This is a genomic window from Vibrio sp. 704 (assembly GCF_033339295.1).
Map to the genome: position 1 here is coordinate 168,728 of NZ_JAWOUH010000003.1, position 12,828 is coordinate 181,555.

Here is a 12,828-nt window from a genome sequence, read left to right on the forward strand (position 1 = left end):
ATAAGGTGGAATAAAAAATGGCAGACAACTATAAAAAGCCGTCCAAGGAACTAGACCGTATCGACCGCAACATTCTTAATGAGCTGCAGAAAGACGGTCGTATTTCAAACGTTGAGCTTTCAAAACGTGTGGGACTTTCTCCAACGCCATGTTTGGAGCGTGTACGTCGCTTAGAGCGTCAGGGTTATATCACAGGGTATACTGCATTATTGAATCCGCAGTTCCTGGATGCATCACTATTAGTATTCGTTGAGATTACGCTAAACCGTGGTGCGCCGGATGTGTTTGAGCAGTTTAACTCAGCTGTTCAAAAGCTAGACGACATACAAGAGTGTCATCTTGTTTCAGGTGACTTTGACTATCTTCTTAAAACCCGTGTATCAGATATGGGTGCTTACCGCCGACTATTGGGCGATACGTTACTACGTCTACCTGGCGTAAATGACACTCGCACATACGTTGTTATGGAAGAAGTGAAACAATCTAACCAGCTTGTGATCAAAACTCGTTAATTTCTTGCAAAGAAAGCGGTATATGCTTCCGCTTTCGCCAGAGAGTAATTGGGTTTTTCTCCTTGATATGGTTAAATCAATTTACCGAGCGGCTTGATGCCGCTCGGAATGTTTTGCAATTTCCTATTTCATTTCCATATTCAAGTTGATTTATGTTCAAAGAGAACGCAAAGAAAGTCGAAACCATTATCAAAACCAGTGAAGAGCCCCAGTCTTCACGCTTAAATGGCTTCCAACGCTTAAAAGAGTGCTGCTTTATCGTTGGCGTTCTTAGCTCGGTATTGCTTGCGGTTGCACTATTTACCTTCAGTCCGGCCGATCCTTCTTGGTCCCAAACCGCATGGGGAGGGGATATCGATAATGCTGGTGGCCTTTTCGGCGCTTGGCTAGCTGATACTCTATTCTTCACATTTGGCTCTCTCGCTTACCCAATCCCTTTCTTGCTAGCGGCGGCTGCATGGGTGATTTGCCGTAAACGAGGAGAAGATGAGCCAATTGATTTCATGCTATGGGGTACAAGGCTGCTCGGTCTTGTCGTCCTTATTATGACCAGTTGCGGTCTTGCCGATATTAATTTTGATGACATTTGGTATTTTTCATCCGGAGGTGTGGTCGGGGATGTGTTGTCTAGCCTCGCTTTACCTACATTGAATGTACTCGGTACCACATTGGTACTGCTGTTCTTGTGGGGAGCGGGCTTTACGCTCTTCACTGGCATCTCATGGCTTAACATCGTGGAATGGCTTGGTGATCGTGCATTAGCACTAATCGCCGCGCTTGCAAATAAGGCAAGAGGTTCAGAGCAGGAAGTTTTAGAACCTCAGCTTGATGAGTTTGTAGAAGATAAAGTCTCTACGCCTAAACATAATGTAGACCATGAAATTGATGATGAGCCGCTTCCTCATTTAACGGCGTACGATGTCGATGAACCGAAAGAGTCGGCGCCAGCGCATGAGTATCCTATTTATATGCCGCAAGCTAAACCTGATAAGCCTGCGGAACAGGCGATGGTAGAACCGACTCCACCACAACGCAAGGCTACGGTTAATGCTGCGCCAGTTTATTCTGAACCTGAGCCTCAAATACAACCTATCCATACGGTTAACACTGATAACGTTGATCCGCTCTTGGAACGCACCAAGCAACTGAATGCTACGATAGAAGAGCTTGAAGCAGCGGCGCAACAAGCAGATGACTGGGGAACTGAAGAACAGGCAGCCCCATCATTTGCAGACACTTACTCTTCCTATGTAGAGCAACATACAGCTACAGAAGAACCGATCAGTGTTGAACCAGATTATGCGGAGTACGAACAATTTGAAGCAGAGCAAGTACAGCAGCCAAGTATTGAGCATCCTGTACATGAAGAGCCTGCAATTGATTCTGCTGTATTAGATAGCATCACGGCGCAAACAGAGTCGAGCCAACATATTGAGCCTACGATCTCTGACTTTGATGTGTTAGATGATGAAGACGAAGTGGAGTCTCAGCCTGCGCAGCAAGTACAGCCAACAACGCCTCATCAGCAAGCAGCAACACCTTCAACAACATTTGAACCTGCTCCTCAAAAAGTGGAAGTAGAAGAGGTCCAAGACAAGGACCAAGACGTTACCGCATTCCAAGATATGGTTTCCAATGCGCAAGCCAAAGTCGCTGCAACACAGAACCCATTTTTGGTACAGAAAGAAGAAAACTTGCCAGTTCCGGAAGAGCCACTCCCAACGCTCGAGTTGCTTTATCATCCAGAAAAACGTGAAAACTTTATCGACCGTGATGCGCTAGAGCAGGTCGCTCGATTGGTAGAGAGCAAACTCGCTGACTACAAAATCAAAGCCGATGTGGTTGGTATTTATCCTGGTCCAGTGATCACTCGTTTTGAGCTTGATTTGGCGCCGGGGGTGAAAGTAAGTCGTATTTCTGGTCTTTCAACTGACTTAGCGCGTGCATTGTCTGCGATGGCGGTACGTGTCGTGGAAGTAATCCCTGGCAAGCCTTACATCGGTTTGGAACTGCCAAACATGAGTCGTCAGACGGTCTATTTATCTGATGTCATCAGTAGCCCTCAGTTTGAGCAAGCAACGTCACCAACAACGGTTGTGTTAGGTCAAGACATTGCGGGCGAAGCTGTGGTGGCAGATCTTGCGAAGATGCCACACGTACTAGTAGCAGGTACAACAGGTTCTGGTAAGTCGGTGGGTGTGAACGTGATGATTTTGAGCATGCTGTATAAAGCAGGCCCAGAAGATGTACGCTTCATCATGATTGACCCGAAAATGCTAGAGCTTTCTATTTATGAAGGTATCCCTCATCTTCTTTCTGAAGTTGTGACTGATATGAAAGACGCATCAAATGCTCTACGTTGGTGTGTGGGCGAGATGGAACGTCGTTACAAATTGATGTCGGCATTAGGTGTACGTAATGTGAAGGGCTTCAACGAAAAATTGAAGATGGCAGCAGAAGCGGGCCACCCAATTCATGACCCGTTCTGGCAAGAAGGCGACAGCATGGATACTGAACCGCCATTGCTAGAAAAGCTGCCTTACATCGTCGTTGTTGTTGACGAATTTGCTGACCTAATGATGGTGGTCGGTAAGAAAGTTGAAGAACTGATTGCTCGCTTGGCGCAAAAAGCGCGTGCGGCAGGTATTCACTTAATTCTTGCGACTCAGCGTCCATCGGTTGATGTTATTACCGGTCTAATTAAAGCGAACATTCCAACTCGTGTTGCGTTTACGGTATCGACTAAAACGGACTCTCGTACAATCCTAGATCAAGGCGGCGCAGAATCACTACTTGGTATGGGTGATATGTTGTATCTACCGCCGGGGTCAAGTCATACAACTCGTGTTCACGGTGCATTTGCATCAGATGATGATGTTCATGCTGTTGTAAACAACTGGAAAGCGCGTGGTAAACCGAACTACATTGAAGAGATCATCAGTGGAGATCAAACTCCAGAAAGTCTATTGCCAGGTGAGCAAATGGAAGCGGATGAAGATGTAGACCCGCTCTTCGATCAAGTTGTTGAGCACGTGGTTCAATCACGTCGAGGTTCGGTTTCCGGTGTTCAGCGCCGATTTAAGATAGGTTACAACCGTGCCGCCCGTATTGTAGAGCAGCTTGAAGCGCAGGGCATCGTAAGTGCTCCGGGTCATAACGGTAACCGTGAAGTACTGGCACCTGCGCCACCAAAAGATTAATGAACTTGTGTTACTCACCTCAGTCCAACTGAGGTGAGTGGTTCTAATAATAGGTATCTGAATGAAAAAACTATTTTCAGCGAAACTTTTCTCTGCGCTTGTTTTAAGCTTTTCCCTCTTCTCTACTGCACACGCAGCGTCTCCTAAAGATGAATTAAACAAACGCCTTTCTATGAATGATGGCTTTAGTGCAGATTTCTCTCAGCAGGTTATTAGCCCTGAAGGCGAAACGGTGATGGAAGGAGAAGGTACGGTTGAAATTGCCCGCCCAAGCCTGTTCCGTTGGAGTACAACATTCCCTGATGAGAACCTATTGGTCTCTGACGGTAAGACATTGTGGTACTACAGCCCATTCATCGAGCAAGTGAGCATCTACTGGCAAGAGCAAGCAACAGAGCAAACGCCATTTGTTTTGCTAACGCGTAACCGAGCAAGTGATTGGAATAACTACAAAATATCTCAAAAAGGTGACCAGTTCACTCTCATTCCTACTGCAGTAGACTCCACACAAGGTCAATTCCAGATTAATATTGATGCCAAAGGTGTGGTGAAAGGCTTCAATGTGGTTGAGCAAGACGGCCAAAAAGGTTTGTTCACCTTTAACAACGTGAAGCTGGGTAAACCAAAAGCAGACAGATTCACATTCACAATTCCAAAAGGTGTGGAAGTGGATGACCAAAGGAATTAATTGGTAGTGAGTAATTACACATTAGATTTCTCGGGGGACGAAGATTTTCGTCCCCTTGCTGCTCGTATGAGACCGGAAACGATCGAGCAATATATTGGACAGCAGCACATTTTAGGCCCTGGTAAGCCACTGCGCCGTGCGCTAGAGGCGGGTCACATTCACTCTATGATCCTTTGGGGACCACCAGGCACAGGCAAAACGACATTAGCGGAAGTGGCTGCAAACTACGCCAATGCTGAAGTAGAGCGTGTGTCTGCCGTAACGTCTGGTGTGAAAGAAATCCGTGCTGCAATCGAGAAAGCACGTGAGAACAAAATGGCGGGTCGCCGCACCATCTTATTTGTGGATGAGGTGCATCGCTTCAACAAATCTCAACAAGACGCGTTTTTACCGCATATCGAAGATGGCACGGTTACCTTTATTGGTGCGACGACAGAAAACCCATCGTTTGAGTTAAACAACGCATTGCTGTCACGTGCACGTGTCTACAAGCTAACGTCTCTCGATAAAGATGAAATCTCACTGGCGCTGAATCAAGCGATCAGTGACAAAGAGCGTGGCTTGGGCAATACACCCGCACATTTCGCTGATAACGTATTAGACTGCCTAGCAGAACTGGTCAACGGTGATGCTCGCATGTCTCTCAATTATCTTGAGCTGCTCTACGACATGGCAGAAGACAATGCGCAAGGTGAAAAAGAGATCACGCTTAAGTTGCTGGCTGAAGTGGCAGGGGAGAAAGTCTCTCGCTTCGATAACAAAGGTGATATCTGGTACGACTTAATCTCTGCGGTCCACAAATCCATTCGTGGTTCTAACCCAGATGCGGCGCTTTACTGGGCTGCACGTATGATTGCAGCGGGATGTGATCCTCTTTATATTGCCCGTCGATTACTTGCGATCGCTTCTGAAGATGTAGGTAATGCTGACCCTCGCGCAATGCAAGTGGCACTCTCCGCGTGGGACTGTTTTACACGCGTTGGTCCAGCAGAAGGTGAACGTGCGATTGCTCAAGCTATTGTTTATCTCGCGTGCGCTCCAAAGAGTAATGCCGTTTACGTTGCTTGGAAACAAGCGCTAACGGACGCTCATAACTTACCTGAATATGAAGTGCCGCATCACCTTCGAAATGCGCCAACCAATTTGATGAAAGACATGGGGTATGGGGCTGAGTATCGTTATGCTCACGATGAGCCTGGTGCTTACGCAGCCGGTGAGCAATATTTGCCGCCTGAAATGGGCGATCGTAGGTACTATCAGCCGACAAATCGTGGTCTGGAGACCAAAATCGGCGAAAAGTTAGATTACTTGGCTACTTTAGACGCAAATAGCCCACAAAAGCGCTATGAAAAGTAGGCGTTTTTGGATACATTTGTTCAGTAAATTTTTTTAACGCGTACGCTTGGAAAGTGCGCGTGATTTCACAACAAAAAGCATAGGATTAACAATGCTGGATTCTAAATTACTTCGTACAGAGCTGGATGAAACAGCTGCTAAACTGGCGCGTCGTGGCTTTAAGCTAGACGTAGATACTATTCGTAAACTTGAAGAACAACGTAAGTCCATTCAAGTAGAAGTAGAAAATTTACAATCCACGCGTAACTCCATCTCCAAGCAAATCGGCCAAAAAATGGCGGCTGGCGACAAAGAAGGCGCAGAAGAGATCAAGAAACAAATCGGTACGCTAGGTAGCGATCTTGATGCGAAGAAAGTTGAACTTGAGCAAGTAATGGCTCAACTAGACGAGTTCACGCTTTCTGTACCAAACATCCCAGCAGACGAAGTGCCAGATGGCAAAGATGAAAACGACAACGTTGAAATCTCTCGTTGGGGTGAGCCAAAGTCTTACGACTTCGAACTGAAAGATCACGTTGACCTAGGCGAAATGGGCGACGGTCTAGACTTCGCAAGCGCAGTTAAGATCACTGGCGCACGTTTCATCGTGATGAAAGGCCAATTCGCTCGCCTACACCGTGCAATCGCTCAGTTTATGCTGGATCTTCACACTGAAGAGCACGGCTACACAGAAATGTACGTACCTTACCTAGTAAATTCTGACAGCCTATTCGGTACTGGTCAGCTTCCTAAGTTTGGTAAAGATCTTTTCCACACTGAGCCGCTAGCAGAAAAGGTAAACGACGAAGAGCCACGTAAACTGTCTCTAATCCCTACTGCAGAAGTACCTGTAACGAACCTAGTTCGTGACACGATTTCTGACGAAGCGGATCTACCAATTAAGATGACAGCTCACACGCCATGTTTCCGTTCAGAAGCGGGTTCTTACGGTCGTGACACTCGTGGTCTGATTCGTATGCACCAGTTCGACAAAGTTGAGCTAGTACAAATCACTAAGCCAGAAGATTCAATGAACGCACTAGAAGAGCTAACAGGTCACGCTGAGAAAGTTCTACAACTTCTTGAGCTTCCTTACCGTAAAGTGGTTCTATGTACAGGTGACATGGGCTTTGGCGCTCGTAAGACTTACGACCTAGAAGTTTGGGTTCCTGCTCAAGAAACTTACCGTGAGATCTCTTCATGTTCTAACATGTGGGATTTCCAAGCTCGTCGTATGCAAGCGCGTTTCCGTCGTAAAGGCGAGAAGAAACCTGAGCTTGTACACACGCTAAACGGTTCTGGTCTTGCTGTAGGTCGTACAATGGTTGCTATCCTAGAAAACAACCAAGAAGCAGACGGCCGCATTGCAATCCCTACAGTACTTCAGAAGTACATGGCGGGCGCAACGCACATCGGTTAATTCATTAACCACTAGAACACCAAAACCCAGCCTTAGTGCTGGGTTTTTTGTTATCTGCGTCGAGTGAAAATTGATTATTACTAAGCTGCAATAGTGTTTTCGAATTTACCCTAATTATCTTGTTATTTGTAATCGATATAATCATCCACCTTACCACGGTAAGTAGATTTTCTCATTCAAGTAACGAGGAGGGCTTATGGCCGTAGGGTGGGCCAATGACGATAGCGTCAGCCAACAAATTCAAAACACAATAGACGACGAGATTTCCCGTGTTCGTGGCAGTATCGCAAGGGGTGAAAGCGCCCATTATTGCGATGAGTGTGGTGATGAGTTCCCAGAAGCACGTCGTTTTGCTATGAAAGGCGTTCGTTTGTGTATCGAATGTCAGTCAACAATCGAATTGGTGTCTCAACGCCAAGCATTGTTCAATAGACGAGCGAGTAAAGACAGTCAACTCCGATAACTTTACTGCTCTAATAAATAACGAGACGGTTTGAGTCTCATACTCAAACCGTTTTCATGTTCAATTGAACTATGAAGCGAAGCAGTCTTTACGTTGTAACGCAGCATCAATCGCATTCACTAACTTTTCAATATCTTCTGGCTTGCTGATGAACGGCGGCATCATATAAATCAGTTTGCCAAATGGACGAATCCACACTCCGTGTTCAACAAACAAGGCTTGGATGGTTTCCATATTCACAGGGCGATACGTCTCCACTACGCCAATGGCACCTAACCAACGGGTGTTTTTTACCAACTCGTGTTCTTCAAGTTTTGGCAGTAACTCAGAAAACAACGCTTCGATTTGTTGGGTTTGCTGTTGCCAGTTACCTTGTTCAATCAATTCCAAACTTGCAGTGGCAACAGCGCAGGCAAGTGGGTTACCCATAAAGGTTGGGCCGTGCATAAAACAGCCTGCATCACCACCACAAACGGTGTCTGCTACGTGTTTGCTCGCCAGGGTCGCAGAGAGGGTCATGTAGCCGCCAGTGAGTGCTTTCCCGACACACAGAATGTCTGGTTGAATGTCTGCATGTTCGCAGGCAAACAACTTACCGGTACGACCAAATCCGGTAGCGATCTCATCTGCAATCAATAACAAGCCGTATTTGTCGCAAAGCCTACGCACGCCTTTGAGAAATTCTGGATGGTAGATGCGCATGCCGCCTGCGCCTTGAACAATAGGTTCTAGGATCACCGCAGCAAGTTCTTGATGGTGCGTATCAATCTTATGCTCGAAGTCAGTAAGAGCTTCTGGATCCCATTCATCCCAATAACCACAAGTTGGGGACTCCGCAAAGATATGTTCAGGTAAAAAGCCTTTGTAGAGAGAGTGCATTGAGTTGTCAGGATCGGTAACCGACATCGCCGCAAACGTATCGCCGTGATAACCGTGTCGCAAAGTAAGAAACTTCGGTCGGCGTTCGCCTTTTGCATGCCAATATTGCAGTGCCATTTTTAAGCTGACTTCTACGGCAACGGAGCCTGAATCGGCAAGGAATACATGTTCAAGATTACTTGGGGCTAGGGATAGCAACTTCTTACACAAACTGATTGCTGGCTGGTGGGTAATCCCGCCAAACATCACGTGAGAGACCTGATCGATTTGCTGGTGAGCGGCTTGATTTAAGTGCGGATGGTTATAGCCGTGGATCGTCGACCACCAAGAAGACATTCCATCGACCAGCTCTGTACCGTCTTCCAGTTTAATGTGAACACCATTTGCCGATGCCACTGGGTAGCAGGTCAGAGGTGTCAATGTCGAAGTGTAAGGATGCCAGATATGCTGGCGGTCGAAGGCGAGATCCATGTGCGATTCCAATAACAATTAAGATTAAAAAATAAACAGATGTAAACTTTGTTCCTTTGTGTTATGTTGACAGTTTATCGAGACTCAGTAGACTGTCAACACAACAACAAAAGTGACTAAAGGAATACACGTGGAAGTTCGTCATAACTGGACGCATGCTGAAGTGCGCGATCTCATGGAAAAACCATTCATGGATCTCCTATTCGAAGCGCAGCTTGTACATCGTCAATATCAACAAACCAACCATGTTCAAGTAAGCACGCTTCTGTCGATTAAGACAGGTGCTTGTCCAGAAGATTGTAAGTACTGTCCTCAGAGTGCTCGTTACACCACAGACATCGAGAAAGAGCGTCTGATGGAAGTAGAACGCGTACTCGATGCTGCGCAAAAAGCCAAAAATGCTGGTTCTACTCGATTCTGTATGGGCGCAGCATGGAAAAATCCAAAAGAGCGTGACATGCCGCATTTGACCGACATGATCAAAGGCGTGAAGGGCATGGGTTTAGAAACGTGTATGACATTAGGTATGCTGACGCCAGATCAAGCAAAGCAATTGGCAACCGCGGGTCTTGATTACTACAACCACAACCTAGATACCTCACCTGAGTTCTACGGCAACATCATTACCACACGTACTTACCAAGATCGTTTAGATACTTTGTCTCACGTTCGTGATGCTGGCATGAAGATCTGTTCTGGTGGCATCATCGGCATGGGTGAAAGTGCTAACGACCGAGCAGGTTTGTTGGTTGAATTGGCTAACTTGCCGGTACACCCTGAAAGCGTTCCAATCAACATGCTCGTGAAGGTAAAGGGGACACCACTGGAAGAAGTGGATGATGTTGAGCCTTTCGATTTCATTCGCCTGATTGCGATTGCACGAATCATGATGCCTCAGTCAGCCGTTCGTTTATCCGCTGGCCGTGAAAACATGAACGAACAAATGCAAGCGCTGTGTTTTATGGCGGGTGCAAACTCCGTTTTCTATGGCTGCAAGCTTCTGACCACGCCAAACCCTTCTGAAGACAAAGATATGATGCTGTTCAACAAGCTCGGTATTAACAGCCAAGAGGTGTCTCAAAAGCCTGATGAAATCGAAGAAAACGAGTTACTCGATCGCGTCGTAGAGCGCGTTGCTGCCCGTCCGACAAAAGACGACCTTTTCTACGATGCCAGCGTTTAAATCTCGTATCGAGTCCGCTCTTGCTAAGCGTAAAACGCAAGGGTTGAATCGTTCTATGAATGTGGTGTTTGCCGGTAACCAGTCCGTTTTGGAGCACGAAGGCAAGCGCTACATTAATTTCTCAAGTAATGATTATTTGGGCTTGGCCAATGATCAAGCGCTCGTTCGTGCGTGGCAGCAAGGTTTAAGCGTATACGGCAGTGGCAGTGGAGCATCGCCAATGGTCACTGGCTTTAGTGCAGCACACAGCAATTTAGAAGCCGCACTAACTGAATGGTTGGGCTACGACAGAGCAATTCTGTTTGGTTCTGGATTCAGTGCTAATCAAGCCTTGTTGTTCACCTTGTTAGAAAAGTCAGACGTATTGATCCAAGACCGTTTGAATCATGCTTCATTGATAGAAGCGGGGGCGTTGTCACCAGCTAAGATGAAGCGCTTCAAACACAATGACATCGAGCACCTAAAGTCGCTGATTAATAGCGAAGACAACCATCTAGTTGTGACGGAAGGGGTATTCAGCATGGACGGTGACTGCGCGCCGCTCAGCGATATAGCTGAAGCCACTCGCAGTCATGATGCTTGGTTTGCTGTCGATGATGCTCATGGTATTGGCGTTCTTGGTCAATCCGGTGGTGGTTCTTGCGAGTTGGCAACGGTTAAACCTGAGATACTGATCGTTACTTTCGGCAAAGCGTTTGGTATGTCGGGCGCGGCTATTTTATGCGACCACGCAACGGGAGACTTTTTGACTCAGTTTGCTCGTCACCATGTGTATTCCACAGCGATGCCTCCGGCACAAGCCTATGCGCTAACGCATGCGGTTTCTATCGTTCAAGAGCAGTCTTGGCGACGTGAAAAGCTTTCAGAGCTTAGTGAAGTGTATCGAGACTGCCTCAGCGATCTGGAGGGCTTTGTTGAGACTCAGACTTCGATTAAGCCGTTTGTGATTGGTGAATCTGAACTGGCTTTGCAGGTTGCGAGCGCTTGTCGCCAAAACGGCATTTGGGTTACCGCTATTCGACCACCGACGGTGCCTAAAGGGACGTCTCGCCTTCGAATCACACTCACTGCCAATCACACCAACGAACAAGTTAAAACGCTTTCAATGGCATTGAAGCAAGCATTAGGAGCGCTGTAATGGATAATGCAACTACCGCATTAGCGCAAACGCTCGCGTTAGAGAGTTTCCATCAAGATAAAGACGCGATTGCCTCTTCGTTTGGTAAAGCAGCAGAAACATACGATAAACATGCGGCTTTTCAACGTGATGTCGGGCATCAGCTGCTTGATAAACTTCCTGAAAACTTGACGGGAAAACGTGTATTGGATTTAGGTTGTGGCACGGGTTATTTCTCCCAACTACTTCAACAACGCGGTGCGGAAGTAGTCTGCGGCGATATCTCTCAAGCCATGTTAGATAAAGCAGAGCAGCGTTGTGGTGCAGTACGAATGCACTACCAAGTTGCTGATGCTGAAAACTTACCATTTGACGATGATAGCTTCGATTACGTGTTTTCAAGTTTAGCGCTGCAATGGTGTACAGATTTAAGTTACCCACTAAAAGAAGTGCGCCGCGTGCTAAAAAATGGTGGGAAAGCGTGGTTCTCTACACTGGTTGATGGATCACTGTATGAGCTGCGTGCATCATGGGAAAAAATTGATGCATATCAACACGTCAATAACTTTCTAACGCTCAATCAGGTAAAAATTGCGTTAGCGCAATCTCGATGTGACAGCCATCAACTAGACTTGACCACCATCACAGTTTGGTACGACTCTGCATTTTCAGTTATGCGTGACCTCAAAGGTATAGGTGCAAATCACGTAAGCGGGCGCTCACACGGTTTAACTAGTCGCGAGACTTTGTTAAAAGTTGAGCATGCGTACCAAGCGTTTAAAAACGATCAAGGTCTTCTACCTGCAAGTTATCAGGTTTGTTTTGGAGTAATACATCTATGATTGATGCTTTTTTTATTGCTGGTACGGATACTGATGTTGGAAAGACGGTAGCGTCTAAAGCCATTTTGCAAGCGATCGCCGCAAAAGGACTAAACACTATTGGTTATAAGCCAGTGGCAGCAGGGAGTGACAAGACTGAAGCCGGATGGCGTAACTCTGATGCTTTACACTTACAAGACGCCGCAACACTCGATGTGGCCTATGATGATGTGAACCCATACGCTTTAGAGTTGCCTGCTTCTCCCCACATTGCAGCGAAGCATGAACATGTCGAAATAAGTTACGATGTTCTGAGTCAAAAACTGGCTCAACATAAGCAGCAAGCCGATGTTGTTCTCGTTGAAGGTGCTGGAGGCTGGCGTGTGCCAGTATCCGATACGGACTGTTTATCTACATGGGTAAAAGAAGAGCAGTTACCTGTTGTACTGGTGGTTGGCATTAAATTAGGCTGTTTGAGCCACGCTTTACTCACAGCGGAGAGTATTAAAACGGATGGTTTGAATCTTGTTGGCTGGGTGGCAAACCGCGTCAACCCAGGCACAGAGCACTACGCTGACATTATCGAGATGCTAGAAGCACGTATCGATGCACCTAAGCTTGGGGAAATTCCATATATTCCAAGTGCTAAACGTAAAGAGCTAGGCAAGTACATTAATGTAGAGCCGTTGCTAAACACTGACTAATGGTGTTTAGGGTAAAAGACTAAAAAACCAAAGGG

The 12,828-nt window shown here is 46.6% G+C and carries 11 protein-coding genes; 10 read left to right on the forward strand and 1 reads right to left on the reverse strand.

Features of this window, described 5'->3' with window-relative positions:
- The first annotated feature begins 17 nt into the window (after positions 1 to 17).
- From lrp to R7R24_RS06815, 6 genes are all read left to right on the forward strand, one after another.
- Entirely contained in the window at positions 18 to 512 is a 495-nt protein-coding gene (gene lrp, locus R7R24_RS06790) for a leucine-responsive transcriptional regulator Lrp (protein ID WP_005378234.1), read from the forward strand.
- Positions 513 to 664: 152 nt separating this feature from the next.
- Positions 665 to 3,712: a DNA translocase FtsK 4TM domain-containing protein gene (locus R7R24_RS06795; RefSeq protein ID WP_054577964.1), complete on the forward strand. Its 3,048-nt coding sequence runs from the start codon at positions 665 to 667 to the stop codon at positions 3,710 to 3,712.
- Positions 3,713 to 3,773: 61 nt separating this feature from the next.
- Positions 3,774 to 4,400 (forward strand): outer membrane lipoprotein chaperone LolA, encoded by a 627-nt coding sequence (gene lolA, locus R7R24_RS06800; RefSeq protein WP_005388103.1) that lies wholly within the window; start codon positions 3,774 to 3,776, stop codon positions 4,398 to 4,400.
- On the forward strand, positions 4,401 to 5,756 hold the full coding sequence (locus R7R24_RS06805) for a replication-associated recombination protein A (protein ID WP_224721218.1): 1,356 nt from the start codon (positions 4,401 to 4,403) through the stop codon (positions 5,754 to 5,756). It abuts the gene before it with no gap.
- Positions 5,757 to 5,847: 91 nt separating this feature from the next.
- Positions 5,848 to 7,155: a serine--tRNA ligase gene (serS, locus tag R7R24_RS06810; RefSeq protein WP_005378225.1), complete on the forward strand. Its 1,308-nt coding sequence runs from the start codon at positions 5,848 to 5,850 to the stop codon at positions 7,153 to 7,155.
- A gap of 196 nt (positions 7,156 to 7,351) precedes the next feature.
- Entirely contained in the window at positions 7,352 to 7,618 is a 267-nt protein-coding gene (locus R7R24_RS06815; RefSeq protein WP_318119475.1) for a DksA/TraR family C4-type zinc finger protein, read from the forward strand.
- 69 nt (positions 7,619 to 7,687) lie between these two features.
- Here R7R24_RS06815 and bioA read toward each other — a convergent pair whose 3' ends face one another.
- A complete protein-coding gene (bioA, locus tag R7R24_RS06820) occupies positions 7,688 to 8,968 on the reverse strand; it encodes an adenosylmethionine--8-amino-7-oxononanoate transaminase (protein ID WP_054575124.1) in 1,281 nt (426 codons plus the stop codon).
- A gap of 130 nt (positions 8,969 to 9,098) precedes the next feature.
- Between bioA and bioB the strand changes: the two genes are divergently transcribed.
- Genes bioB through bioD form a run of 4 tightly spaced genes read left to right on the forward strand, consistent with a single transcriptional unit; the run spans position 9,099 to position 12,793 of the window.
- Complete coding sequence (gene bioB / locus R7R24_RS06825; protein ID WP_005378222.1) at positions 9,099 to 10,151, forward strand: biotin synthase BioB; 1,053 nt, start codon at positions 9,099 to 9,101, stop codon at positions 10,149 to 10,151.
- A complete protein-coding gene (bioF, locus tag R7R24_RS06830) occupies positions 10,138 to 11,289 on the forward strand; it encodes an 8-amino-7-oxononanoate synthase (protein ID WP_191115705.1) in 1,152 nt (383 codons plus the stop codon). The genes bioB and bioF overlap by 14 nt, the downstream gene beginning before the upstream one ends.
- Positions 11,289 to 12,110, forward strand: coding sequence for a malonyl-ACP O-methyltransferase BioC (gene bioC / locus R7R24_RS06835; protein WP_005388087.1), 822 nt, complete (start codon positions 11,289 to 11,291; stop codon positions 12,108 to 12,110). The genes bioF and bioC overlap by 1 nt, the downstream gene beginning before the upstream one ends.
- A complete protein-coding gene (gene bioD, locus R7R24_RS06840; RefSeq protein ID WP_054577962.1) occupies positions 12,107 to 12,793 on the forward strand; it encodes a dethiobiotin synthase in 687 nt (228 codons plus the stop codon). The genes bioC and bioD overlap by 4 nt, the downstream gene beginning before the upstream one ends.
- Positions 12,794 to 12,828 lie beyond the last annotated feature (35 nt).

Excerpts from the sequence above, each read along its gene's own strand:
- bioC (WP_005388087.1), top strand. The coding sequence starts at position 11,289 with ATGGATAATGCAACTACCGCATTAGCGCAAACGCTCGCGTTAGAGAGT.
- bioD (WP_054577962.1), top strand. The coding sequence starts at position 12,107 with ATGATTGATGCTTTTTTTATTGCTGGTACGGATACTGATGTTGGAAAG.
- lolA (WP_005388103.1), top strand. The coding sequence starts at position 3,774 with ATGAAAAAACTATTTTCAGCGAAACTTTTCTCTGCGCTTGTTTTAAGC.
- R7R24_RS06815 (WP_318119475.1), top strand. The coding sequence starts at position 7,352 with ATGGCCGTAGGGTGGGCCAATGACGATAGCGTCAGCCAACAAATTCAA.
- R7R24_RS06795 (WP_054577964.1), top strand. The coding sequence starts at position 665 with ATGTTCAAAGAGAACGCAAAGAAAGTCGAAACCATTATCAAAACCAGT.
- serS (WP_005378225.1), top strand. The coding sequence starts at position 5,848 with ATGCTGGATTCTAAATTACTTCGTACAGAGCTGGATGAAACAGCTGCT.
- bioA (WP_054575124.1), bottom strand. The coding sequence starts at position 8,968 with ATGGATCTCGCCTTCGACCGCCAGCATATCTGGCATCCTTACACTTCG.
- bioF (WP_191115705.1), top strand. The coding sequence starts at position 10,138 with ATGCCAGCGTTTAAATCTCGTATCGAGTCCGCTCTTGCTAAGCGTAAA.
- lrp (WP_005378234.1), top strand. The coding sequence starts at position 18 with ATGGCAGACAACTATAAAAAGCCGTCCAAGGAACTAGACCGTATCGAC.